Here is a 24,569-nt window from a genome sequence, read left to right on the forward strand (position 1 = left end):
AGCTATAGAGAGAATGAAAAATGGATACTGGTACTCATATGGTACTGGAAGCAAAAAAGAATAAATTGAATAATTCTTCCAAGTGGTTTACATTTGGACAAAATAAGACCGTAGTTTAAAAACTGCGGTCTTTTTGCGTTCATTTTATTATTCTTTTTCTCTAGAGAAGGGTCAAATTAACGTAATTTAATTTAATTAAAATTTTTAAAGCTAAATGTATATCGCAATAGGTATTACCATAATAACTGGTGCACTTATTACAGTTTTAATTCCGCCCTCACCAACGAATTGATCTAAAGATGGATCAGAAAAAAATTCTTGAAATTCTTTCATTTTATCTAATTGGAGCTTAGAAAAAACTGTATTTCTAAGTAGGCTTATCTCCCCATCATCCATACAAACTTTAATAACCTTTCCTAATATTTTATAGTTTCCATCGGTAACTTCACTCATATTATTATTTAAAAAGTAATTTTCATCTGTTGGAAGGATTATATTAATTTTATCTGCTTCACAAATTATATCTTTTTTTCCATCTGCTTGAAGCCCTTTAATTAAACCATCTATTTGGGAGTTTAGCCTTTTATCTGTCAACATATTTTCTTTTCTGTTTTTATTATTTTTAGGATTGTTATCAGTAAATAAGTTTGCTAAAGTTATAATTTCTTTGAATCCAGATAACATATCAATAACTGGATTGTTTTTCAGAGTTCCTTGAACTTCAACAAAATCTCCAATATTTAAGTTATTAATGTCACGATTAATAAACTTTGCATTCTCCAATTGTTCTTTTAGTTGCTGGAACAAAGAAACTGGAGTATGGGTTCTTTCTTCAATAATAGTTTCACCATCATTTGACGTACCTTTATGATTTCCACGAACTCCTATATTCAAAAACGCAAATAGATTGTTAGTGCCTATATTTGATTCTATATCATTTACTTGATTTTTATTTTTTGAAGTTTGAACATTTTTAACATCTGCAAAGCCATCCTCAATTGTAGCTAACATATCAAAAACTATTTTAGTATTAAGATAGATTGGTATTGTAAGCTTATTCTTTTCTATTTTATTCACTACTTTAAATCACCTTTCCTATAAATTGTATGGTTTTCATGTTATTTATCTTATATTCTAGATTTATTATTTTTATTTTAAAAATCTTGATTTTTTAGGGTAAGATAACTTCCAATCTTCAAATTCTTCGTCAGTTATCTCATCGTTGTAATGCTTTTTTCTCATCTCATTCCATTCTATAAGAAAATTATTGAAGTCTACATCATTTGATAAAAGTCCAGTAATTTCTCCGTCGCCTGCTGAGGGTCTAAACTTCATGTCTTTTTCATAATCGAATATTATATGCATTATTTCAAAAATAGAATTAGGTTCATGATTAATTAATGCTGATATATCACAATCAAGTGCTTCAGATATTTTTTGTAATTGTTCTTTACTTGGAGATCTATTTCCAAGTTCGTAATTTCTTATAGCAGCATCTGTCAAACCAGACTTAATGGCAAGTTCTTTTTGAGTTAAGTTTCGCATAAGTCTTAACTTTTTTAATTTTTCTCCAGAAATCAAACTAACTCCTCCTTATTTCACAATAACTATAAATATTTTATCACAAAACGAACAAAAGCTCAACAAAACTGTTCTGTTACAAATATTTGCAAGTATCTGAATATTTTAGAAAAAAATAAATAGAAAAAACTTGGCAGAACAAATATGAACTGTTATTATATATACATACCGTTCGATATTGAACGGAAATTGTAAGACATATAAATTAATGCTCACCTTTTTTGAGGATGTAGAACCTTACAAACTATAAAAGGAGGACATTATGAAAGGTATTTTTATGAATGCAAAAGATGTACAAGAATTTCTTGATGTAAGTAGGACAACAGCATATCAGATAATAAACGATATGAATCAAGATCTACTTAAATTAGGCTATCGTGTACAAAGAGGAAAGGTAAATAGAGAATACTTTATGGAAAAGTATTGCTATAAACCAACAAATACAAAGGAGGTTTAAAGTGCCAGCATACAGAGATGAAAGTGGAAATAAAACTTGGTATTGCAGGTTTTATTATACCAACTGGAAAGGAGAAAAATTAACTAAGAAAAAACGTGGATTTTCAACAAAAAAAGAAGCATTAAAATGGGAACAAGAATTTTTAAATCAACATTCTGAATCAATTGAGATGAGCTTTAGGAAGTTTTTTGAACTTTACAAGAGGGATAGAAAACCAAGAATAAGAGAAAATACTTGGAGGACAAAAGAAGCAATTGTAAATCAAAAAATACTTCCCTATATTGGTGATTTAATGCTTAATGAGATAAGTAATGTAACTATCATTCAATGGCAAAATGAGCTTATGAAGATTAAGGATAAGAATGGGAAAAACTACTCTCCTACTTATTTGAGAACTATTCATGCCCAGTTATCTAGTATCTTAAATCATGCTTGTAGGTACTACAATTTAAAAACTAATGTTGCTCGTGATGTAGGTTCCATGGGAGAAAAAGAAGCTGATGAAATGCTCTTTTGGACTCAAGATGAATATGAAAGATTTATAGAAGCTATAAAAGATAAACCTGAATCATTCTATGCTTTTGAACTTTTGTATTGGTGTGGTCTTAGAATGGGAGAATTATTAGCCTTAACAAAAGAGAAATTTGATTTTGAAAGGCATACATTAAAAATTGATGAATCTTTACAAAGAATTGGTGGGAAAAATGTAATAACAGCCCCTAAGACTAAAAAAAGCATAAGGACAATAGTTATGCCTGAATTTCTAACTTATGAGATCAAAGAATATATAGATAGCTTTTATAAGTTAAAACCAAAAGACTTAATATTTAATTTCTCTAAGAGCTACCTACACCATGAAATGGATAGGGGATCAAAGAAAGCTCAAGTAAAAAGAATTAGAATACATGATTTAAGGCATTCTCACGTTTCTCTCTTGATTGAACTTGGATTTTCTGCAACTGCAATAGCTGATAGGGTTGGACATGAATCGATTGATATCACCTATAGATATGCTCATCTTTTCCCTAGCAAGCAAAAAGAAATGGCAATGTCTTTAACGCAAGTAAGAAATAATACGGCAAATGATTGGAAAGATTTATTAGAAGAGGACGAGAAAGATGTTTAGAAGGCATTCATTAGATGAAATTTCTAAAAAAACGAGAAATAAAGAGAAAAATAGAAAAAGAAATCGCATTTTAAATTTCAGAGTCTCTGAGGAAGAATATGATCTAATAAACAAAAAGATAGAAATAAGTGGACTTAAAAAACAAGATTATTTTCTACAAATGTTATTAAATCATGAAGTTAAGTTAGTAAGTGATTACAGACTTTCTGATAATATAGCCAAGGAAATATTTCAACTAGCAAAAGCTATTAAAAAGTTTGGAAAACTAGATGACGATGAATCTAATATTTTAATCTATATTTTAGAAATATATGAAGAAATCAAAAAAGAAAAAAGCCCCTACTACAAAGAGTAAAGGCATACACTCCTGTGAGAAGTGTTCTCTAGACAAGTTCATTTTACCACAGGAGTCTTATTTATACCAGACAGGAGGATAAAATGGAAAACACATATAAAACTATAAAGAGATTAGATGGTTTTAAAAAGAAAAGGAGTAAGCCTTATGACAGATATTAAATTAAAATTCCCGGAAATAGATCAGACTTACGCCTTTTTAGACTTACAAACTACAGATAAGGGGACGGTTAGACAAATTACTGGAAATATTGTAACAGCTATTTTAAATCCAAAATATTGTCAAAACCAAAAAATAATTGATGGACAAATATTCTTTGATAAATTTACCAATGAAATAAAATTCCAGGGAAAAATCATCGGAGAAAGAAATATAAAGGAAAATCAAATACGACTTTGGGATGATTCTTTAAACAATAGACTGGGCTTAGAGATAGAAAAACACTTTGGAATTAATTATAATGCCAATAAAATGTGGGAAGCTATTCGTTTTGTAGCTCATCAATATGAAGTTAGTCCACCAAAGCAATATCTTCAAAATTTAAAATGGAATGGAGATAAAAATGCCATTAGAAAACTATTACCAAGGTATTTGGGAGCGAATGATACAGAGCTTAACAATTGGATAATGGAACATATGATATTGGGCATGATAAAAAGAATTTTTAATCCAGGATCTAAGTTTGATGAGATGATTGTTTTAGTTGGTGGACAAGGTATAGGCAAATCGACTTTTGCAAGATACCTGTCCATAACAGACGATTGGTTTTGCACAATAGAAAACATTCAAGGCAAGGATGCTATCATGAACCTTATGGGTAAAACTGTTGTTGAAATCGAAGAATTCGTTGCTTTAAGAAATGCAAAATCGGCTAATGAAGCTAAATCTTTTTTATCAAAATTAAGCGATAGGATAAGGATACCCTACGAAAAATATGCAACAGATGTGCCTAGGACTTGTATCTTCATAGGGACATTAAATGAAAGAACTTTTCTTAATGACCATACTGGAGAAAGAAGATATTTACCTGTTGAATGTAACCCGAATAAAAGAGAAAGGACTATATATCCAGATAAAAATAACAAGGAAAAATTTTCAGATAAAGAATATATGTCATGCATAAGAGAAGATTTTAATCAGGCTTTAGCCTTGGGATATGAAATATTTAAAAACAAGACTCACGCATGGACTATACCAAAAAATCTTTTAAAAGACTTGTATAAGGAACAAGAAAAGTTCAAATATCTTAACCCAGATGTGGAAGACATTATGTATTTCTTAGAAGAATATAAGCCAAAAAGTGCAGATCCAAATATAACTTGTTTCAAAGAACTAACCATGCAAGGCTACCAAATAAAATCAAAATCTTTCTCAGAGATCATGGATAATTATTTCCAAGAATGGATTCCAGTTAGGTCATCAAAGACCCAGAGAATATCACCAAGTGGAGTCTCAATTCCAGTAAAATTATATTATGAAAAGAAATTAGAAAAAGAAACTGACTTTATAGAAGTTGACAAGAATTTATTGCCAGACGAATGGCAAAAAGAAAAACAGTTAGAAATAGATACAGCAAATCAGGTAAAGATACAAATGTAACTTTGTAACCTGTAACCCATTGTTATAAATCTTCTTAAATTAGGATTACATAAATTAATGGCTTGATAATAAGGAGTTGTCATAGACTCTTAAAATAAGCTCGCCTAATTTTGGAAGTTTTTATTTTGTAAGTTACAGTTACACTTATTAATTCCTATTTGAAAAAATATTAAAAAATAAATTTTAGACTTGTTAATAATAGCAAGCACAGTAAGTGAGTACCCACTTACGAAAAAATCAAAAAATCAATAGCTTATAAGGCTATATAATTTTATGATTTTTACCTTGTTAGGGAGAACCCTAAGACCCCAAAAGATAAGTGCAAAGGAGAAAAATATGGAGAATAGAAAAAGAAAAAATCAACTTAAAATATATTTAACAGATGAAGAAAAAGAAATTTTTGAAAAGAAAATGAAACTTGCAAATTGCAAAACCATGTCCAATTTTCTTAGAAAATGCGTATTAGAAAAAGAAATTTATATTGTAGACCTAGAACCATTTAGAGATCTTCAATGGTTACTTTCAAATGCAACAAATAATATAAATCAGATTGCTAAAGCTACTAATACAACTGGTGTTATTTACAAAAAAGATATTGACTATATGAGAGAAAAAATAGAAAAATTATCAAGAGAAATATGGCAGATCCATTCTCTACTTCTAAATAAATCAAAAGAAAGTTCTGGTGATTAGTATGGCAATTACAAAAATACATCCAATAAAATCAACTCTAAATTTTCATGAAAAATTGATAGTTTATCAAAGTTGTGTAAAATTAAGTAAAACTCCAATTCTAGAGGAATGGATAAACATTGATAAATAAAAAATGTATCAACCCTTACCTTTTTACCAGGATTTAGGTTGATACACAAAATTATTTACAGACCCTTAAGATTTTAATTATTGATGTTACATCATTTCATATATTCCATCCGCTACCGTATTTAGAAACTCATAATCATGCGAAACAACAATTACAACTTTATTGGATTTTTTCGCCAAATCTTTTATGGCTTCTGATACAATTATCATATTTTTGAAATCTAAACCACTTGTAGGCTCATCAAAGATTATGATTTCTTTATTTGAAAGTAGAGCTAAGGCAATTGTTAACCTTTGTTTTTGTCCTCCTGAAAGCGACATTGGGTGCTTATCTTTATATTTATCTAATCCAAGCCTATTTAGAACTACATCTACCTGATTTAATCTATCCTCAGGTAAATTTAATTCACATTCTTCTTTTACGCTTCGAGTGAATAATTGTGAATTAATGTCCTGTGTTACAAGGTATGTATTTTTTAATCGATCTTTATTATTTAAAAGTTTATTGTTAAAAAAAACACTTCCTGTATTTTTCTTCATAAGTCCTGAAATGCACTTTAACAGACTAGTTTTTCCTATACCATTTTTTCCTATTATTCCTAAAACTTCTCCTCTATTTAAAGAAATATTAATATCTTTAAATATGAGATTTCCATTTATTGTATACGATAAATCTTCACATAAATACTCATCATTTTTATTAAATTCTTTTTCAAGAACTTCCAACTTCGGAGTAGATAAAGTTCTAATTTTGAGATTATTTTCTTTTTTTGAGTTAAATAATTTTATCTCTTCTTGTGTAAAACAATCCTTAATTATACCTTCGTCTATATAATATGCTTTATCAATTATATCTTTTAAATAATATAATCGATGTTCTGCAACTATAATTGTCTTGCCTTCTTTTTTAAATATTTCAATATTATTTTTTATCGTTTCAATTGTATCCATATCAAGATTTGAAGATGGTTCATCCAATACGACAATATCTGTGTTTAATGCAAAAATAGATGCAAAAGCTAAAATTTGTTTTTCTCCACTTGACAATGAGATGACATTTTTCCCCAGTAATCTATCTATGTTTAATCTATTAATAGTTTTTTTCAAGCTTTTTTTTATTAACTCTGGATCAGCTCCCATGTTTTCAGGGCCAAATACAATTTCTCCCTCAACATCAGAATTAAAAAATTGAGATTTTGGATTTTGAAATATTGAACCAACTTTTTCTGAAATTTTATATTGTGATATATTTCTAGTAGATTCTCCATCTATTAAAACTTCTCCAACAAAGTCAGTTTGTTCTTCAAAATGTGGTATAATTCCATTTATTAATTTAGTCAATGAGGTTTTGCCTGAACCACTTAGTCCCATAAGTAGTATACATTCCCCTTTTTCAACATTCAAATTGATGTCTTTTAATATTTTATATCCCGTTTTAGATGTACAAGTTACATCATTTATATTAATATAATCCATTACAACTCACCTAAAATATAGCCATAATTAAAACAACAGATAAAATCACTAATACATCATAAACAGTAAATTTAAAATCAATTATTGTTGTTTTTCTACCTGGATTCTCAACTCCTCGTGTTACAGCTGCCTTAGATAACTCTTCAGACATATCAATCGCAGAATTTATTATAGGTACAACAAATATATCCATGTTTTTAATCATACTAATCCCCCTTATTTTCATTGATTCTCTAACACAATGTATATCTTGTCTTAATGTGGGAAAATATCTATAAGTTATCATAAATGCTAAAATAAAATTTTCTGAGAATTTAAATTTTCTAAAAACTCCTGCAATTCCTCTTACAGTCACCGTTTTGTATAACAATGTTCCTGCCATTATGCAAGGAAAAATCTTCCTTGCATAAGAAACAGGTACAATAAATGTCGTTACAATCCACTTGGGTGAATGGGGAAAAACAAAATAATTTATTATTAAAAAAGTAATAAAAGTTAAATATACTTTTAATCCCGATTTAAAATTTCCGCAAACCGTCAATATAATCAACAAATAGCTCATTAAAACTAATTCACTTGCCACCGTTCTACTTTTAAAGAAAAATATATTTACCAATAAAAGCAGTATTATTGAGGTTCTAGGATCTAATTTTAATCGCCTGAACATTTTAATTTCTCGCCTCAAAATTTTTATATAGAAATGATTTTAAAATCCCACAAGATAATAATCCAAAAACAAATGGTGTTACAATTAACACAATTAACATTGGTGTATTAATAAAGCTTTTTAATGTATTAACATAATCTACTGGCATTCCATTTTCAAGCATTTTTGATATGAATTCATCTTTTAAAATCCATACTTGTGATGGAGAACCTATCATACCTAGTGAAAAAAAAGCATATGAAAGTGAATTCCCTTTATAACTATCATACTTTGATAGGTATCTTATTAGCTCTGCCAATATACTGGCAATTGCTAATGATGCAATTATTATTAAACTAAATTGACCAGTTAAATAGTATATTATAGCAACAATAACCCCCATTATTATGACTGCTCCTGTTTTTTTAACTTTTTGAACCATAATCATATATGGGATAGAACCAACTAAAGCTATAAAACCAGGCATAAGCACCCACATTAATGGATGAAGACCTCCTAAAAGCATAAAACCAAAATTGATTGCAAAATATATTGCAGTAAATATACCTATCGTAATAACGTCTTTTCCTTTTAACTTTTTATTATTCATTCTAATCCTCCTAATAAATACACTCTTCTGCTATTTTTGTTTTTTCTCTTTATTTTTAATTATTTACATTCATATTTGAAAGAGCCTTGGCTTGCATTACTAAACCTACCATTATCATAGTAAAATCTACAACTGGTTCTGCCCACCAAACAGCCCCTGCTCCAAATATTCTTGGCAATATAAGTAAGGCTGGAACAAGTAGTATTAACTGTCTTAGCATTACGATCATTCCAGCTTTTTTCCCATCCCCAATCGCTTGAAAAAAAGTTATTGTCATAATCATAATTCCATAAAGAATAAATACTGAATAGAATATTCTGAAATTATTAACTCCGCTTAAAATTATATCCTGACTTACTTTAAATAAACCAAGTAACTGTTTTGAATATACTTGTGCTGGTAACCAAAAAATTGCTGCAAGTACTGTTCCTCCTATAGAAAATATCTTCATAGTTTCCTTTACTCTGTTGTATTGTTTTGCTCCAAAGTTTGTGCCAATAATCGGCTGTAACCCCTGACTCATTCCCCAAATTGGTATAAATGAAAACCCATAAAATCTCAAAGTTGCTGACATCAATATTGCATTTGGATCTCCACCATATTTAAAAGCTTGTTTATAAAGTAATGTTTGTTGAACCATGAGAAATACTTGCATGATCATAGCTGATACTCCTACTCCAAACATTTCCTTTGATATATCTTTTTCTTTTTTTATTTTCCCTATTTTTACATTTTCACTTTTATTCTTAAAATAATAAAGAGTAATGACAGCTTGAATTATTTGTGCTGTTACAGTGGCTATAGCTGCTCCCTCAATGGCATAATCACCCATTAATTTCATTAGTATTGGATCAAGAGCTATATTGATAAAGGCACCAAGCCCCATGATACTCATTGCTCTTTTCATAAGCCCTTCACCACGCATAACCATATTGGCTGACTGAGCAAAGTTTACAAAAATTGAGCCTAGAAATATTATTCTTAAATACCTTATGCCTAATGCCTTTATTTCTCCTGTTGCTCCAATTAAATCTAAAAAATATGGTCCTAGAAGTATTCCTCCTATTGTTATAATCGTTGAAAAAAAGATAACCCAATAGATAAGATTTCCCATAAGTTTGTCTATAGTATCATTATCACCCTTTCCCATGGCTCTTGATAAAATGGATGCCGAACCTATCCCTATAAGCGTTGCAATCCCATTATTAAAAAATGTAAGTGGCATAGCTATTGAGCAAGCCGCCATAGCATTCTCGCCAATTATTTGTCCAGCAAATATTCCATCCATAAGTGGATATAGGCCTATAACTACCATCCCAATTACTGCTGGTATAGATAATTGAAACATTAAAGACAATGGCTTCTTGGTTAACAACTGTTTTTTCATGTTTTGTTTCATTTTTAATCCCCTCAATAAATAAATTCTTCTGCTAGTTTTGTTTTTTCTAATAAATTGTTATACAATTTTGATTCTTCTATCAGTTCTTTATGATTGCCTTGACTTTCCACATATCCATTTTCTATGACTATAATTTTGTCTACATTTTCAATAGATTTTAATCTATGGGATATAATAATAACGGTTTTATCCTTTATTAATTTATTCAAACTTTCTTGGATTTTCTTTTCATTGTCCACATCTAAACTTGCTGATATTTCATCTAATATAAGTATTGGTGCGTCCTTCAGAAAGGCTCTAGCTATAGAAAGTCTTTGTCTTTCACCACCAGAAAGCTCTGACCCATTTTCTCCTATAACTGTATCTAACCCATTAGGAAGTTTATTAATAAAATCCATACAATTTGCAAGGGTAGCTGCCTTTATAACTTCTTCATCGCTGGCATCTTTTTTACCTATACGAATATTTTCTAATATAGATGAGTTAAATAAAGTAACATCTTGAAAAACAATAGATATTTTCTTAAATAAAGAATCTGTGGAAATGTTTTTTATATCCTTTCCATCTATTAAAATTTGACCTTTATCATAATCATATAATCTTGATATTAATCTTAATATACTTGTCTTTCCAGAGCCAGAAGCTCCAACTAGAGCCGTTACCTCTCCCTGTTTCGCAGTAAAGCTAATGTCCTTTAAAACCTGATTATCACCATAAGAAAAAGCTACATTTTTAAAGACTATATCAAACATATTCAGTTCTACATCTTTACCCTCTTGAATTTTTGTTTCCTTAATCTCCCTAATCCTTTCAACACTTGGATCTATAGAGAACACTTCTAATAATCCTTCTTTTGATAAATCGAAAATATCTTTTATTTTTATGGCAGCCATTAAATAACCTAAGAGATATAAAATGTCAATCTCCCCAGATAGAATAAGGCTAATCCCAACAAAACTAACTACTGCAATACTTACAAAGCCAAGAGCAGAGGATAAACCCATTACAAAAAGAGAGCCTTGTTCAACTTTAAGATGTATTTTTTCACTTTCATCCATCTGCATATATAACGAAGACCTCACTTCATCGGATAAGTTAAAACTATTTATTTCTTGTTGAAGTTCAATGGTTTCTTGGAATTTTTCTGAGTTTTCTCTAAGTACCTTGTGATATTTCTTGTTTCCTTTTACCTGCGACTTTTTAGCAATAGGTATTAGTATAAAACTTAAAATAGTTGGGATCATTACTGCAAGCCCCATCTTAAAATTACCTATCATTAACATAATTCCAATTAGTGGGAAAAATAAAACCATTCCTCCTACTTTAGGTATTGAATGACTCATAGCATGTTCTACTTTTTCCACATCTGCCATAATCGTTTGAGATATATCTGATAAATTATGTTTTGAGAAGTAGGATAGGGGAAGTTTTGATAGAGTTTCAGCAATATCTATTCTTAAATTAGCACTCTCTTCATAAGTTGTAGTATAAAGATCATCATATTCTTTGGCTAACAAAACATACATTATTACTAATGTAACAACAGAAACGCCAAAATATAAATAAGGGCTTTTAATATTTTTCAAAAGAAGCTCATCTGTTAACATCATTAAAATAAAGGCAGGAACCATATTAATACAGTAAACCAAGAAACTCGATATAGTAGATTTAGTGAGATCTTTTGCCCCTTTATCAGTCAGACAAAAGCGTTTTTTATAAAATTTCCTCATCTTTAACCCTCCATTGATTTGCACTATCGTAAAGCTCTAATAATTCCTTATATTTTCCACCTTTTGAAATAAGTTCTTGATCACTGCCTCTTTCAATTATTTCACCATTATCCAAAACTAAAATTTCATCAACGGAACGAATACTACTTATTCTATGGGCAATCATAATAACTGTTTTATCTTTCATAAGGTTTTTAAAGGCCTTTTGAAGCTCATACTCATTGTCTGGATCAATAGAAGCACTAGCTTCATCCATAATTACAATTTTAGATTTCTTGAGCATGGCTCTCGCAATAGCAATTCTCTGTTTTTCTCCTCCTGATAAATAGACTCCTTTTGAGCCAATCATGGTATTCTCCCTTTCAGGAAACTTATTTAAAATAACATTACAACCTGCAAGTTCCATAGCCTTCATAACTTCTTCTCTACTTGCCTTTCTATTAGCAAGAGCAACATTTTCGTAAATAGATGTCTTAAAAAGTTTGCTATCCTGAAAAACAAAAGAAATTGTGTTTATTAGAGTATCCTTACTATAAGATTCTAAGGGTCTCTCTCCAATCTTTATGCTGCCACTATCTACTTTGTAAAAACCAGATAATAGCTTTACAATAGTCGATTTACCTGATCCTGAATGACCCACCAAAGCATATTTTTTTCCTTCTTCTAATTTAAAAGATAAATTTTCTAATACTTTATTTCCATTGTAACCGAATGTTACATTATCAAACTCTATATTATAGTTTTTGAAATTAATATTCTCTCCATAAGACAATTTATCTTCATTCATCTTTTTATATAAATCTTCCAAAGTATCTACCGCATACCTAGCATTAAAGATGTTCATACTAGCCCACATAATTTTCATAAATGAAACCATCATTACTCCACTTAAAAACAAAATCATGAATAGTTCAACAATAAGCAAATTAGCATTATTAACTTTATTTATGGTAAAAACTAAAGGGATAGACAAAATTGTAATAATTCCAAAAAATATCCATTGATATAGTACATAAGGTTTTTTAGAACTAATTGAGTAATCAAGAGCATACTTAGAATAATCCTTAATCGCCCTATAAAGAGTTTTAAAAGACTCTACAGTAGCTCCGAATATTTTAACAACTTGCATGCCTCTGACATATTCAACTGTTTCACCACTTAAAATTTCTAAGGATTTTTGGTAGTATTCCATGAACTCTCCTCCACCCATCATGTTCTTTAAAATAAGAGCCCCTACTATTGTTAGTATAAGAATAACTAATCCCACTCTGCTACTAATAGAAAAGGCAAGTATTAAAGATAATACTGGAATTAAAAAAGCTTGAGAGTTATCTGGTATCATATGTGCTACTGCCGTATGAGTTTTAGCTGCATTGTCATCAATAGTTTTCCTTATAATTCCAGATGGGTTTAAATCATAAAAGCGAAAACTTGCTCCTGTAAGTCCATCTATACCTTTTTTTCTTAAATTAGTTTCTAAGCGAAATCCAAGTTTATGAGAAAAAAAGCCCGACAAAAAGTAAACTAGTGCCCCTATCGTCAAATATAAGACAGCTTGAATGGACAAAGTCCTAGCTACTAATAAATCCCCCTCAACAATTGAACTTCTTAAAAGTTTATACAGTAACGAATACCCGTACACCATTAAAAATGCAGATAGTGCTGATAAAAAAACTGCTATATATCCATTATGTTTTTCTTCAGGCACATAGGAAAAAAGCCTTCTATAAATTTTCATATTCCCTCCTTAATATTCCTATTAGATTCAAATTCGTCTAGACGATAATAATTATCATTGCATTTTTATTATACATCAGTTATAATTACTAATACAATAGTTTTGAATTAATAAGGCTAATTGGAATATTGTCTAAAAGGGATAGGATTGTTATGACTTATTATGATTTTGTAAAAGAATACATGAAGGTAGATGAATGTAAAAACAATAAGAAATATTCAAGTGCAGGGCATACATTTTGTTGGAGTAAAGATGATTCAATTTATGCAGAAGGCCTATATTGGTTTTATGAAGGAGATGGATTTATTATTGATGTCCATGATTTTTATATCAAAGAAGAAGTTATTCAAAATAGTACTTATAGTATGGAAAACTATGTTTCGATATGCTCTAGCTATATTGTAAGTGCAAACGGTGAAAAATTTAACCCTTATCAAACTTTGACGCCAAACTCCTTATATACTCTTGATTTTGACAATATAGAAGATGACTTTCTATTTTTATTACACGAGAATAGTTACTATCTCACTGTTTCTGTTGGATTTAAAAGAGAACTTTTAGAAAAGCATCTGTCATCCATTAATATCGATCTTGAATCCTTTTATAGGGCTTTACTTCAAACTAATCAAATAATACTTACAAAGTCTTTAGAAAAAGTGGCAATGGAAATATTAAATTGTAAGATGGACACTCCAGCCGCTGATTTTTTCTTTAAAGCAAAGGCAAATGAGTGGATAAGCATAGTAATCGATACCTACTTAAATAGAAAAAAATATAAAATTGAGTTTGACGATAATAAAGCACTTGAAGATGTATCCAGGTTTTTAGATGATCATTTTGCCATGAATGTAAATCAAGAAACCCTTGAAAAAATATCTAAAATGAGCGGAACAAAATTAAAAAATTTATTCAAAGAAAAATATGGTCAAAGCATTACAGAATACACCCAAAGAAAAAGAATGAATGTAGCTGAAACTCTTCTCTTAAATACCAAACTACCTATAAAGGAAATAGCTGAATCTGTTGGATACACATCCCATAGCAAATTTTCCATTTATTACAAAAGATACAAGGGAAAACTTCCTAGTGAAGTCCGTAATTTAGCTTGCGAGCATCATAATTTAAATTGTGATTGCAGTGATTAAACTAATTTTTTATTTATAGACCCATATTTTTAGTTTTAATGGATATGTATAGATATTTGTATTTGTGTGTATAGAGTTGATTAAAAAAATAATCAAAAAAAATAAAGGCAGTCCGAAGACTGCCGATATTTACCTCTCTGCACCTTTGCTATGTTTTTTCTTATTTGACTTGGCTTTATCATCTGTCTTAAAGTTTTTTATTTGCCCTAATATAGACTTTTTATCTTTATCTTGACTCTTTACTTATTTTTTTACTTTTAAGAGCTTAGAAGACAAAAATAGATATTATATTAAAACAATATTTCTCCGGTACTGGGACTGGGACGGGACTAAAAATTTGAAAACGTCCTATAATTAGGTGGATTTAGTGATACTAGAAAAAATAGAATCTAGTATTTTGAATGGTTTGGGATATATCGTACGTTTGGAAAAGAAGAATGGGAATAGAGCGAAAAATCATAAAAATGGCTTACAATAGAATAAAAAAATTTAGACCGTAGCTTAATTGTTACGGTCTTTTTTGCGTTACATTCAGAGTATAATTTGGACAAACAGGTATTTATCAATTGCAAATTATATCTTTTAATACTAATATTCTATACAAATGTTACTTATACTAATATACCTTTAAAATCGTAGTATAATAAATTTATATCTCACTTATCCATTTTCTTAATGTTATATTTTTTATCATTTCATTCGTTAGCTTATTTATTGTTTTGCATAATCTGTTAATTACATATTTTAATGTTTTAAATACTTCATTATTGAACCCCATCTGACGGATTTATTTCAATATCTGTTCTATGGGGTTCATTTCTGGTGTATATGGTGGTATTGTAGTATCTCTACATTATCAGGTATATCTAATCCTTTTGATTTATGCCACAGTGCTTTGTCACAAACCAATATAATCATATCTTCTTCATATTCTGATGATAACCGGTTTATAAATACATTCATACAATCTGTGTTGCAATTTGGCATTACTAAAAAGAAAATTTCTCCTGTCTTTGGTTCTACTGCTGCGTACACATATCTGCAATCTCTTATGTGATGGCATGGCACTGTTGGTCGGATTTACTCGTTACACCAACAATACCTTGGTTTGTTTATTCGTCCAAATCCTGCTTTGTCTTGAAACATTAGCCTTACTCTTTTATTAGGGTAATAGTTTTCTAGCTTCATTCCTACAACCCTTTTTCTTTGAATCTTCTTAACAAGGTGGCTACATAGTTAGGTGTGTACTGTATAATTTCTGCGATTTCAACATTCTTATATCCTTGAAATCTCAGAGTTATTACTCGTAATTTTTTATCTAGCGTCTTATTATTGTTAGCTTTTCTTATTTCTTCATCTTGTTTATATTCTTGTTCACTTATTTCGTATATTTTTCTCATAATTCATTATTATACTATTAAATTTAAAGGTATGTCAGTATTAGTTTTCATTGTAAAAATTTTTGCATAAGGTAGTAGCATAAAATTCTTTTCAATATGTATGCTACAATTTTCAAAGTAAACTAGTATAAAACAAAAAGGTATGCCTAAGTGAAATTTCACTTTTGCATACCTTTATTTTATATTAAGTTTTATTCTTTAAAAAAGTCTCTTAGTTTATCTAGAAAGTTTTTGCTTTGTTCATTTACTTCTGAGCCTGTTATTTTAGCAAATTGTCTAAGTACATCTTTTTGCTCATCGGATAAAGATTTTGGTACTTCTACTGTGATTTTGATTAGCTCATCACCACGACTTGAACCTCTTAAATATTTTATACCTTTACCCTTCAGTCTAAATATTGTACCATTTTGAGTTCCTTCAGGTATTTTGTATTTTACTTTACCGTCAATAGTAGGTACTTCTACTTCATCACCAAGAGCTGCCTGCACAAATGTGATTGGCATATCGATGTGAATGTCATTGCCATTTCTTTTGAACAGTGGGTGAGGTTTAACAGTAACTATGACTTCTAAGTCACCGTTAGGACCGCCGTTATATCCACCTTGACCTTGATTTTGTACTCTTAATACATTTTGGTCGTCTATACCGGCTGGTATATCAAGTTTAACTTTACGTTTATTTTTAAGTCTGCCTGTGCCACCGCAGTGAGTACATTTTTCCAGTATTACTTCACCAGTGCCTCCGCAAGTAGGGCAAGGAGATTGGTTCATCATTGTGCCAAACGGAGTACGTACAGTATTGCTTACATAACCTTGACCATGACAGGTTTCACAAGTTTTTTTAGAAGTACCGTCTTTTGCACCTGTACCCTTACAGAATTGGCAACTGTCCTCTACGGGGATTTCTAAATCCTTTGATACACCAAATGCTGCCTCTTCAAAGGAGATTGACAATCTGATACGAACAGTTTGTCCTTTTCTTGGAGATTTGCTGTTGTTTCTTTTTTGAGAAAAGCCACCTCCACCAAATCCTCCGCCAAAAAAGTCGCTGAATATATCTTCAAAGTCAAAGGAAGAGGAAGAAAATCCACCAAATCCTCCGGCACCAGCACTGCCACCATTGGTAAATGCGTCAGGTCCAAATCTATCATACTTGGCTCTTTTATCTTTATTTGATAATACTTCGTAAGCCTCGTTTATTTCTTTGAATTTTTCTTCTGCATCTTTGTTACCCTGATTTTTATCAGGATGATATTTCATAGCTAGTTTACGATAAGCTTTTTTTATGTCTTGCTCCGTTGCGTCTTTATTTACTCCAAGCAGCTCATAGTAGTCTTTTTTTTGTGCCAAATTTAGTTCACCACCTTGTGTTAATACAAAATACTAATCTTATAAATTAAAAGCGGGAGATATATCTGTAAAATTTATAATCACTTTGTAAAATAAAGCATTTAAAATAATAACAGATATATCCGGCTAATTCAATGATTTATTTTTAAATATTTGTTAATTTTTTATATAAGATTAGTAAATGCTGCCTGATTATTAATTATTTTTGTTATCGTCAGTTACATCTGTGAAGTCTGCGTCTACTACGTTATCTTCTGAATTTTGAGTGCCTTGGTTAGGAGCAGCTCCTTGCTGTGTCTGACCTTGAGCTGCTTGCCCAGCCTGCTGAGCTTGTTCATATATTTTTTGAGATATAGGTTCAAATGATTTCATAAGGGCATCTATTTTTTCTCTTATTTGTTCTGTAGTAGAGTTTGCATCGTCTTTTGTCTTTTTAAGGTCTTCTATAGCACCTTCAACGGCGGTTTTTTCGCCTTCTGTTGCTTTATCTGCTATATCGTTAAGAGATTTTTCCATCTGATAGATTGTGTTTTCAGCGTGGTTTACAGCCTCAACTCTTTCTTTTCTCTTTTTATCTTCTTCTTCGTGCATTTGAGCCTCTTTAACTTTTTTGTTGATTTCGTCTTCGGAAAGGTTAGTTGAAGAAGTGATTGTGATTTTATTTTCTTTACCAGTACCAAGGTCTTTCGCAGTAACGTGAACTATACCGTTTGAGTCTATATCAAATGTAACTTCTATTTGAGGTAAGCCTCTTCTTGCTGGTGGGATTTCGTCTAATCTAAATCTACCAAGTGTTACGTTGGCATCTGCAAATTCTCTTTCGCCTTGTAATACGTGTATATCAACAGCTGTCTGATTATCTTCTGCTGTAGAGAATACTTGAGATTTTTTAGTAGGGATTGTAGTATTTCTTTCGATTATCTTAGTAAATACTCCACCTAATGTTTCGATACCAAGTGATAATGGGGTAACATCAAGTAGCAATACGTCTTTAACATCACCTGCTAAGACACCTGCTTGTATAGCTGCACCTAAGGCTACACATTCATCAGGGTTGATATTTTTAGAAGGTTCTTTTCCTGTGAATTTCTTTATAGCGTCTTGAACTGCCGGTATTCTTGTAGAACCACCAACTAGTAATATTTTAGCTAAGTCATTTACAGAAAGACCTGAGTCTTGAAGTGCTTTTCTTGTTGGCTCCATAGTTTGTTCTACTAGGTGAGCTGTCAATTTGTTGAATTCAGCTCTTGTGATATCCATATTTAAGTGCTTTGGACCTTCGGCAGTAGCTGTGATAAATGGTAGGTTTATGTTAGTTGTCAAAGTAGAGGATAGTTCTTTTTTAGCTTTTTCTGCTTCGTCTTTAAGTCTTTGAGCGGACATTTTATCTTTTCTAAGGTCAACACCATCAGTTTTCATAAATTCTTCTGCTATATAGTCAACTAAAACTTTATCGAAGTCGTCTCCGCCAAGTCTGTTGTTACCGTTTGTAGCTAAAACTTCAAATGTTCCATCTGCTATTTCAAGTATGCTGACATCGAATGTACCACCACCAAGGTCAAATACTAAGACTTTTTCATCAGATGTGTCTTTGTCTACGCCGTAGGCTAGGGCTGCTGCTGTTGGTTCGTTGATTATTCTTTTAACTTCAAGACCTGCAATTTTACCGGCATCTTTAGTAGCTTGTCTTTGAGCATCTGTAAAGTATGCAGGAACTGTTATAACTGCTTCTGTTACTTTTTCGCCAAGGTAGCTTTCAGCATCGGCTTTTAATTTTTGTAAGATTATTGCTGATATTTCCTGAGGAGTGTAATTTTTACCATCTATATCAACTTTATAATCTCTACCCATTTCTCTTTTTATAGAGGATATTGTTCTATCAGGGTTTGTAACTGCTTGTCTTTTTGCTGGTTCTCCGACTATTCTTTCCCCGTCTTTAGTAAATGCTACTACTGATGGAGTGGTTCTCATACCTTCTCTATTTGTTATTACTACTGCCTCTCCGCCTTCCATTACTGCGACGCAAGAGTTTGTTGTTCCTAAATCTATTCCTATTGTTTTACTCATTAGTAAATTCCTCCGATTTTTAAGTTTTTTTAATTAAAATTATATTATTGTTTTATACTTTTAAAGATAAGTGTTTATTTCTAGTTTGAAACCTTAACCATCGCTGCTCTAAGCACCTTGTCTTTAAGCTTGTAGCCTTTTTGCAATACCTCTAATACCATTCCTGGGGTATCAGCTTCTTCTTGCATAACTGCGTGGTGAAAATTTGGGTCAAACGGCTGGTCTTTAGCCTCTATATCTTGCAGACCATATTTTTTAAGTGTATCAATTAGTTGTTTTTGGATTAATTCAACTCCTTTATATAATGGGTCGTCCTTGTTTTCCTCTATGCTAATGGCACGCTCGAAATTGTCCAGTACAGTGATTAAGTCGGACATTATTTTTTCATTGGCAAAGACTGTAATGTCTTGCATTTCTTTTGCGGTACGTTTTTTGTAGTTCATAAATTCTGCTTGAGTTCTTTGAGCTAAGTCTTTCATCTGCTCAGCCTGTTTAGTAAGTTCATCGATTTTTTTACTTTTTTCATCTTCCAAACTAATTTGTGCGTCATTATTTTGCTCTGATTTTTGGTCAATGTCCATTTCAGACACTTGCTCTTGCGAATTTTCGGTATTTGGTGTTTCGTCATTTGGACTAACACTGTCTAGTTCAGTATCGTTTGGATTTACAGCTGTATCTTCAGGATTTATAAGTTCCTTATCATCAATATTATTAATTTCAGCCATTTTCCCTCCTTAAATTTTTCACAACTTATCATTAAGATATTTTGTAATATAATTAATCAATGTAAATACTTTTTTATAATCCATCCTTCTAGGACCGATTATGCCAATTTTTGCTAATGATGAGTCATTTTCATCAAAATTAGCTGTCAGTATTGAGTAATTGTCAAACAAATCTCCCATAGACTTGTCGCCTATAATTATGTTTACATTATCCTTTTCTATCCCCTTAGTCTTAACTATGTCAACTAAACTATTTTTATCCTCAATCAATGTGAAGAATGATTTTGCAATGCCAATATCATTAAATTCAGGATAGTTAAAAATATTATTGGCTCCATTTAGCATTATGCTTAGTGGGCCTGAATTGTCTATATTTTTATCTAATGTTTTCATAATATTTTCAAAGAAAACATCGTAGGAATGTATCTCCTCTTTAACATAGGAACTTAATGTGTCTCCAAGCTCGTATATGCTTTTTCCTACAATATTACCTGATATACTAGTTGAAATTAAATCAAGCTTTTCTTTAGAAATGCTGTTTCCTACATTAATGATATCGTTGTGAACTTTTCCATCTTCCATTACTATTATCATTACAACTAGATATTCAGAAATAGGGACTAATTCAAAATGTTTTATTAAATTTTTCTTTCGTTTTGTCTCTTTGTTTAAAATAGCTATTGAAGTGTAACTGGTAAGATTGCTGAGCAACTTTACAGTTTCATTTAAAAGGTCATCTATCTTGCATATGTTAGAGTTTAAAACTTCTTCGATAGTATCTATTTCATCATGCTTAATTGGCTCTGTCTGCATAAGTTCATCCACATACAGGGAGTAGGCATTTTGAGATGGCACCCTTCCTGCTGACACATAAGGTTGAACCAAATAGCCAAGCTCCTCTAGGTCGGACATTTCATTTCTTATCGTAGCTGCACTTAAATTAAGCTCGGTATTTTTTGAAATTGTCCTTGAACCTACAGGCTCGCCGGAGCTTATATATTCTTCAATTATTAATTGAAGTATTTTTAATTTCCTTTCTGATAGTTTATTCATAATAATTCTCCGTTTATAATATTACGGGTTTTGTTAGCACTCTTTAATATAGAGTGATAACTATATTATTAAGATATCATTTTTAATATCAAAAGTCAATAGAAATCATAAAAAATATTAAAAAATTATAAAAATTTGAGTAATAATAAGTGTAATATATAAATGAATGAAGGAAAATTTTATGTAAAGTGTTTACTAAAAATTAAAATTTTAAAAATATTATATTGATAAATTTTAAATTTTAACTTAATATTTAGCTGAAAGAAAAAAAACTAATAAAAAAATGCAAATTAGAAGGTAAAATTTCTTGACATAAAGCACCTTTTATGGTAAAGTGTGTAGATGGTGTTTGACACCACAACCAATCTATTTTATATTAACAATTCCTTCTATTATTTAGTTTATTAGGAGGTAGAAATGAGAGTTAAAGTTACCCTGGCTTGTCAGGAATGCAAAAACAGAAATTACAACACTACAAAAAACAAGAAAAATGACCCCGACAGAATTGAACTAGAGAAGTATTGCAAGTTCTGTAAAAAGCACACAGTTCACAAGGAAACTAAATAGTTAAAAAGGGTGTGAAGACTTGGCTGAAACTAGTAATGAAGTAAAAAAACAACAAGTGAAAACTCTAACGCCCGAGGAACCTAAAGAGCATAAATCTTTGGCGACTTCTTTCAAGGAAACTAGAATGGAGCTTAATAAAGTTCATTGGCCTAAACCTGAAGAATTAAAGAAATACACAGCAGTTGTTGTAGCTACAGTGTTATTTTTTAGCGTGGTAATTTATATTATCGACTCTGCTTTAGGTTATGCTATATCTTTACTAGTAAAATAAGGAGGATATATGCAGGAAAAAGGTGAAATGCTTTGGTATGTTATTCACACATATTCAGGCTACGAAAACAAAGTTAAAGCGTCGCTTGAAAAAATGGTTGAAAATTTATCAATGCAAGATGATATTGAGCAAGTAGTTATACCAGAAGAAACAGTTGTAGAAGTAAGAAATGGCAAAGAAAAATCTAGACAAAGGAAATTATTCCCCGGATATGTACTTGTAAAAATGAATGTAACAGATAAATCTTGGTATGTCGTAAGAAATACTAAGGGAGTTACAGGATTTGTAGGTACTACATCTAAGCCGATACCGCTTACTGAGCAAGAAGTTGAAGATATGCACTTAGAAGACAGTGTACAAATAACTAATCTAGACTTCCAAGAAGAAGATAGAGTGCTAATTACAGGTGGACCGTTTGCAGACATCGAAGGCGTTATCAAGGCTATTATGCCGGATAAAAATATGGTAAAAGCCGAGATATTGATGTTCAGAAAACCAACACTAATTGAACTTGGAGTTTCTCAAATCAAAAAATTATCTTAAGGGATGAGGGGGTGCACAGATGGCAAAGAAAATCATAGGACAAATTAAATTACAAATACCAGCAGGAAAAGCTACACCTGCTCCACCAGTTGGACCTGCACTAGGACAACACGGTGTAAATATAATGGCTTTTACAAAGGAATTCAATGCTAAAACAGCAGACCAGGCTGGAATGATAATACCAGTAGTTATATCCGTATATCAGGATAGGTCTTTCAGTTTTATCACAAAAACTCCACCAGCTGCAGTTTTAATTAAAAAAGCTGTTAAGATTGAGTCAGGTTCAGGTGAGCCAAACAAAAAGAAAGTAGCTAAGATAACAAAAGCACAGTTAAAAGAAATAGCAGAATTAAAACTTAAAGACCTCAACGCAGCATCAGTTGAATCAGCTATGAGTATGATAGCTGGTACAGCAAGAAGCATGGGAGTTACAGTAGAAGAATAGTTTTATTTATAGATTGGTGGGAGGAAATTTTATTTACCGTTATTACCACGAGGAGGAAATATGGCAAAAGTTGGTAAGAGATATAAGGAAGACCTTAAAAAGTATGATCCTCATAATCTTTACGATGCCTCAGAAGCCTTAGCAAAGGTATGCGAAATGGGTACAGCTAAATTTGATGAAACTGTTGAAGTACACATCAGATTAGGTGTTGACTCAAGACACGCAGACCAACAAGTTAGAGGAGCAGTAGTGCTACCTCACGGTACAGGAAAAACTAAAAGAGTTTTAGTTTTTGCTAAAGGTGACAAGGCTAAAGAAGCTGAAGATGCAGGAGCAGACTTTGTAGGTGCAGAAGATATGGTACAAAAAATCCAGAGTGAAAACTGGTTTGACTATGATGTTATAGTTGCTACACCTGATATGATGGGTGTTATAGGTAGATTAGGTAAAGTGCTTGGACCTAAAGGTTTAATGCCTAACCCAAAATCCGGAACAGTAACTATGGACGTAGCGAAAGCAATAGAAGAAATTAAAGCAGGTAAAGTTGAATACAGACTAGACAAAGCTAATATTGCTCACGTTATCATAGGAAAAGTATCCTTTGGACAGGAAAAACTATTTGCAAACTTTAAAACACTTATGGATGCAATAGTTAAAGCTAAACCATCTGCTGCTAAGGGTCAATACTTAAAGAGCGTTACTACAGCTAGCACAATGGGACCTGGAGTAAAGGTTAACCCAGTTAGAATAAACGACTAATAAAAAATTTAATACGCCAAAGACGGTAGGAGCTAAGGCTTAAAATACAATCCTATTTAGGCAATTAGATGAAAATCTCTAACCTATTTGTCCGTCTTTTGCGATGAATAGGTTTTTTATTGAAAAAAATTAATAAGGAGGTGCAATTCGTGGGCGAAAAAGCAATAAAAGAAAAAGAGCAAATTGTTAGCAATATAGTTGAAAGCATCAAAAACTCTCAATCTTGCATAGTTGTTAACTATAAAGGACTAACAGTAGCAGAAGATACAGAGCTTAGAAGTAAATTTAGAGAAGCAGGCGTTGAGTACAAAGTATTAAAAAATACAATGGTAAGACGTGCAGCAGCTCAAATAGGCAATATGGAAATGTTTGATGACGTTAATCTAGTTGGTGCAAATGCCTTTGCATTTGGTGTAAACGATCCAGTTGCTCCAGCAAAAATCGTTAAGGATTTTGCAAAAACACACCCAAAATTGGAACTGAAGATGGGATATGTTGAAGGCGAATATTATGATGCTGATAAGCTTATGGCATTGGCAAATATACCATCAAGAGAAGAACTTATCGCAAAATTACTTGGCAGCTTAAAAGCTCCTATGTCAAACTTCGTGTACTTGTTATCTGCAGTAGCAGACAAAAAGCAAGCTGACGAACCAGCAGCAGAAGCTGCTCCAGTAACAGAAGAATAATTATAAAATATAAAAAT

26 protein-coding genes and 1 other annotated feature are annotated in these 24,569 nt (G+C 31.2%); of the genes, 12 read left to right on the plus strand and 14 right to left on the minus strand.

Annotated elements, in window-relative coordinates; translation table 11 throughout:
- Window positions 1-210: 210 nt before the first annotated feature.
- Together BBG48_RS01600 and BBG48_RS01605 are read right to left on the minus strand one after the other, a co-directional pair.
- Window positions 211-1,077: a DUF6414 family protein gene (locus tag BBG48_RS01600; RefSeq protein ID WP_068913765.1), complete on the minus strand. Its 867-nt coding sequence runs from the start codon at window positions 1,075-1,077 to the stop codon at window positions 211-213.
- Window positions 1,078-1,149: 72 nt separating this feature from the next.
- Window positions 1,150-1,581: a helix-turn-helix domain-containing protein gene (locus BBG48_RS01605; protein ID WP_068913763.1), complete on the minus strand. Its 432-nt coding sequence runs from the start codon at window positions 1,579-1,581 to the stop codon at window positions 1,150-1,152.
- Window positions 1,582-1,843: 262 nt separating this feature from the next.
- Here BBG48_RS01605 and BBG48_RS01610 point away from each other — a divergent pair, with 262 nt between their 5' ends.
- From BBG48_RS01610 to BBG48_RS01630, 5 genes are all read left to right on the plus strand, one after another.
- The gene (locus tag BBG48_RS01610; protein WP_004835545.1) at window positions 1,844-2,038 is read left to right on the plus strand and encodes a hypothetical protein; all 195 of its coding nucleotides are present in this window, start codon (window positions 1,844-1,846) and stop codon (window positions 2,036-2,038) included.
- A gap of 1 nt (window position 2,039) precedes the next feature.
- A complete protein-coding gene (locus tag BBG48_RS01615; protein ID WP_068913761.1) occupies window positions 2,040-3,164 on the plus strand; it encodes a site-specific integrase in 1,125 nt (374 codons plus the stop codon).
- A complete protein-coding gene (locus BBG48_RS01620) occupies window positions 3,157-3,519 on the plus strand; it encodes a plasmid mobilization protein (RefSeq protein WP_068913760.1) in 363 nt (120 codons plus the stop codon). Before BBG48_RS01615 ends, BBG48_RS01620 begins: the two co-directional genes overlap by 8 nt.
- Before the next feature lie 117 nt (window positions 3,520-3,636).
- Complete coding sequence (locus BBG48_RS01625; protein WP_068913758.1) at window positions 3,637-5,118, plus strand: VapE domain-containing protein; 1,482 nt, start codon at window positions 3,637-3,639, stop codon at window positions 5,116-5,118.
- A 336-nt stretch (window positions 5,119-5,454) separates the two neighbouring features.
- On the plus strand, window positions 5,455-5,811 hold the full coding sequence (locus BBG48_RS01630; protein ID WP_068913756.1) for a plasmid mobilization protein: 357 nt from the start codon (window positions 5,455-5,457) through the stop codon (window positions 5,809-5,811).
- A 216-nt stretch (window positions 5,812-6,027) separates the two neighbouring features.
- Here the strand turns inward: BBG48_RS01630 and BBG48_RS01635 are convergent, their stop codons facing one another.
- Genes BBG48_RS01635 through BBG48_RS01660 form a run of 6 tightly spaced genes read right to left on the minus strand, consistent with a single transcriptional unit; the run spans window position 6,028 to window position 13,539 of the window.
- Window positions 6,028-7,416: an ABC transporter ATP-binding protein gene (locus tag BBG48_RS01635; RefSeq protein WP_068913754.1), complete on the minus strand. Its 1,389-nt coding sequence runs from the start codon at window positions 7,414-7,416 to the stop codon at window positions 6,028-6,030.
- Window positions 7,417-7,426: 10 nt separating this feature from the next.
- Window positions 7,427-8,083: an energy-coupling factor transporter transmembrane component T gene (locus tag BBG48_RS01640; protein ID WP_002839659.1), complete on the minus strand. Its 657-nt coding sequence runs from the start codon at window positions 8,081-8,083 to the stop codon at window positions 7,427-7,429.
- Between the two features lies 1 nt (window position 8,084).
- The gene (locus BBG48_RS01645; protein ID WP_068913753.1) at window positions 8,085-8,672 is read right to left on the minus strand and encodes an MptD family putative ECF transporter S component; all 588 of its coding nucleotides are present in this window, start codon (window positions 8,670-8,672) and stop codon (window positions 8,085-8,087) included.
- Window positions 8,673-8,727: 55 nt separating this feature from the next.
- Window positions 8,728-10,071, minus strand: coding sequence for an MATE family efflux transporter (locus BBG48_RS01650; RefSeq protein WP_068913751.1), 1,344 nt, complete (start codon window positions 10,069-10,071; stop codon window positions 8,728-8,730).
- Window positions 10,072-10,082: 11 nt separating this feature from the next.
- Window positions 10,083-11,801 (minus strand): ABC transporter ATP-binding protein, encoded by a 1,719-nt coding sequence (locus BBG48_RS01655; RefSeq protein ID WP_068913749.1) that lies wholly within the window; start codon window positions 11,799-11,801, stop codon window positions 10,083-10,085.
- Window positions 11,785-13,539 carry an ABC transporter ATP-binding protein gene (locus tag BBG48_RS01660; RefSeq protein ID WP_068913747.1) on the minus strand — a complete coding sequence of 585 codons (1,755 nt, stop codon included), beginning with the start codon at window positions 13,537-13,539 and terminating at the stop codon, window positions 11,785-11,787. Before BBG48_RS01660 ends, BBG48_RS01655 begins: the two co-directional genes overlap by 17 nt.
- Before the next feature lie 152 nt (window positions 13,540-13,691).
- On the opposite strand from BBG48_RS01660, the gene BBG48_RS01665 reads away from it, so the two are divergent.
- Window positions 13,692-14,684 (plus strand): helix-turn-helix domain-containing protein, encoded by a 993-nt coding sequence (locus BBG48_RS01665; protein WP_068913746.1) that lies wholly within the window; start codon window positions 13,692-13,694, stop codon window positions 14,682-14,684.
- An 813-nt stretch (window positions 14,685-15,497) separates the two neighbouring features.
- Here the strand turns inward: BBG48_RS01665 and BBG48_RS01670 are convergent.
- From BBG48_RS01670 to hrcA, 6 genes are all read right to left on the minus strand, one after another.
- Complete coding sequence (locus tag BBG48_RS01670) at window positions 15,498-15,752, minus strand: transposase (RefSeq protein WP_408608345.1); 255 nt, start codon at window positions 15,750-15,752, stop codon at window positions 15,498-15,500.
- Between the two features lie 122 nt (window positions 15,753-15,874).
- The gene (locus BBG48_RS01675; protein ID WP_068913744.1) at window positions 15,875-16,084 is read right to left on the minus strand and encodes a helix-turn-helix domain-containing protein; all 210 of its coding nucleotides are present in this window, start codon (window positions 16,082-16,084) and stop codon (window positions 15,875-15,877) included.
- A 191-nt stretch (window positions 16,085-16,275) separates the two neighbouring features.
- Window positions 16,276-17,433: a molecular chaperone DnaJ gene (gene dnaJ, locus BBG48_RS01680; RefSeq protein ID WP_068913742.1), complete on the minus strand. Its 1,158-nt coding sequence runs from the start codon at window positions 17,431-17,433 to the stop codon at window positions 16,276-16,278.
- A gap of 195 nt (window positions 17,434-17,628) precedes the next feature.
- Window positions 17,629-19,500 (minus strand): molecular chaperone DnaK, encoded by a 1,872-nt coding sequence (gene dnaK, locus BBG48_RS01685; RefSeq protein ID WP_068913741.1) that lies wholly within the window; start codon window positions 19,498-19,500, stop codon window positions 17,629-17,631.
- A gap of 80 nt (window positions 19,501-19,580) precedes the next feature.
- A complete protein-coding gene (grpE, locus tag BBG48_RS01690; protein WP_094754453.1) occupies window positions 19,581-20,225 on the minus strand; it encodes a nucleotide exchange factor GrpE in 645 nt (214 codons plus the stop codon).
- An 18-nt stretch (window positions 20,226-20,243) separates the two neighbouring features.
- On the minus strand, window positions 20,244-21,278 hold the full coding sequence (gene hrcA, locus BBG48_RS01695; RefSeq protein ID WP_068913739.1) for a heat-inducible transcriptional repressor HrcA: 1,035 nt from the start codon (window positions 21,276-21,278) through the stop codon (window positions 20,244-20,246).
- A 417-nt stretch (window positions 21,279-21,695) separates the two neighbouring features.
- Here hrcA and rpmG point away from each other — a divergent pair, with 417 nt between their 5' ends.
- The 6 genes from rpmG to rplJ all read left to right on the plus strand — a co-directional run bounded on the left by rpmG (window position 21,696) and on the right by rplJ (window position 24,552).
- Window positions 21,696-21,845 (plus strand): 50S ribosomal protein L33, encoded by a 150-nt coding sequence (gene rpmG / locus BBG48_RS01700; protein WP_068913737.1) that lies wholly within the window; start codon window positions 21,696-21,698, stop codon window positions 21,843-21,845.
- A 19-nt stretch (window positions 21,846-21,864) separates the two neighbouring features.
- Window positions 21,865-22,116, plus strand: a complete 252-nt coding sequence (gene secE, locus BBG48_RS11225) for a preprotein translocase subunit SecE (protein WP_243446727.1) — start codon at window positions 21,865-21,867, stop codon at window positions 22,114-22,116.
- A 9-nt stretch (window positions 22,117-22,125) separates the two neighbouring features.
- Entirely contained in the window at window positions 22,126-22,659 is a 534-nt protein-coding gene (gene nusG / locus BBG48_RS01710; RefSeq protein WP_068913735.1) for a transcription termination/antitermination protein NusG, read from the plus strand.
- A gap of 19 nt (window positions 22,660-22,678) precedes the next feature.
- A complete protein-coding gene (gene rplK, locus BBG48_RS01715) occupies window positions 22,679-23,104 on the plus strand; it encodes a 50S ribosomal protein L11 (protein ID WP_068913733.1) in 426 nt (141 codons plus the stop codon).
- A gap of 60 nt (window positions 23,105-23,164) precedes the next feature.
- Window positions 23,165-23,863 carry a 50S ribosomal protein L1 gene (gene rplA / locus BBG48_RS01720; RefSeq protein ID WP_068913731.1) on the plus strand — a complete coding sequence of 233 codons (699 nt, stop codon included), beginning with the start codon at window positions 23,165-23,167 and terminating at the stop codon, window positions 23,861-23,863.
- Window positions 23,862-23,990 (plus strand) — a sequence feature (ribosomal protein L10 leader region). (Overlaps the previous gene by 2 nt.)
- Before the next feature lie 22 nt (window positions 23,991-24,012).
- Window positions 24,013-24,552, plus strand: a complete 540-nt coding sequence (rplJ, locus tag BBG48_RS01725) for a 50S ribosomal protein L10 (RefSeq protein ID WP_068913727.1) — start codon at window positions 24,013-24,015, stop codon at window positions 24,550-24,552.
- Window positions 24,553-24,569 lie beyond the last annotated feature (17 nt).

It is taken from the genome of Criibacterium bergeronii, from assembly GCF_001693775.2.
Taxonomy (GTDB): domain Bacteria; phylum Bacillota; class Clostridia; order Peptostreptococcales; family Filifactoraceae; genus Peptoanaerobacter; species Peptoanaerobacter bergeronii.

Coding starts and splice junctions, on each gene's coding strand:
- BBG48_RS01660 (WP_068913747.1), bottom strand. CDS start 13,539: ATGAAAATTTATAGAAGGCTTTTTTCCTATGTGCCTGAAGAAAAACAT.
- rplA (WP_068913731.1), top strand. CDS start 23,165: ATGGCAAAAGTTGGTAAGAGATATAAGGAAGACCTTAAAAAGTATGAT.
- grpE (WP_094754453.1), bottom strand. CDS start 20,225: ATGGCTGAAATTAATAATATTGATGATAAGGAACTTATAAATCCTGAA.
- BBG48_RS01650 (WP_068913751.1), bottom strand. CDS start 10,071: ATGAAACAAAACATGAAAAAACAGTTGTTAACCAAGAAGCCATTGTCT.
- BBG48_RS01620 (WP_068913760.1), top strand. CDS start 3,157: ATGTTTAGAAGGCATTCATTAGATGAAATTTCTAAAAAAACGAGAAAT.
- BBG48_RS01640 (WP_002839659.1), bottom strand. CDS start 8,083: ATGTTCAGGCGATTAAAATTAGATCCTAGAACCTCAATAATACTGCTT.
- BBG48_RS01665 (WP_068913746.1), top strand. CDS start 13,692: ATGACTTATTATGATTTTGTAAAAGAATACATGAAGGTAGATGAATGT.
- BBG48_RS01625 (WP_068913758.1), top strand. CDS start 3,637: ATGGTTTTAAAAAGAAAAGGAGTAAGCCTTATGACAGATATTAAATTA.
- nusG (WP_068913735.1), top strand. CDS start 22,126: ATGCAGGAAAAAGGTGAAATGCTTTGGTATGTTATTCACACATATTCA.
- hrcA (WP_068913739.1), bottom strand. CDS start 21,278: ATGAATAAACTATCAGAAAGGAAATTAAAAATACTTCAATTAATAATT.
- BBG48_RS01635 (WP_068913754.1), bottom strand. CDS start 7,416: ATGGATTATATTAATATAAATGATGTAACTTGTACATCTAAAACGGGA.
- BBG48_RS01630 (WP_068913756.1), top strand. CDS start 5,455: ATGGAGAATAGAAAAAGAAAAAATCAACTTAAAATATATTTAACAGAT.
- BBG48_RS01645 (WP_068913753.1), bottom strand. CDS start 8,672: ATGAATAATAAAAAGTTAAAAGGAAAAGACGTTATTACGATAGGTATA.
- rplK (WP_068913733.1), top strand. CDS start 22,679: ATGGCAAAGAAAATCATAGGACAAATTAAATTACAAATACCAGCAGGA.
- BBG48_RS01610 (WP_004835545.1), top strand. CDS start 1,844: ATGAAAGGTATTTTTATGAATGCAAAAGATGTACAAGAATTTCTTGAT.
- rpmG (WP_068913737.1), top strand. CDS start 21,696: ATGAGAGTTAAAGTTACCCTGGCTTGTCAGGAATGCAAAAACAGAAAT.
- dnaK (WP_068913741.1), bottom strand. CDS start 19,500: ATGAGTAAAACAATAGGAATAGATTTAGGAACAACAAACTCTTGCGTC.
- BBG48_RS01655 (WP_068913749.1), bottom strand. CDS start 11,801: ATGAGGAAATTTTATAAAAAACGCTTTTGTCTGACTGATAAAGGGGCA.
- BBG48_RS01675 (WP_068913744.1), bottom strand. CDS start 16,084: ATGAGAAAAATATACGAAATAAGTGAACAAGAATATAAACAAGATGAA.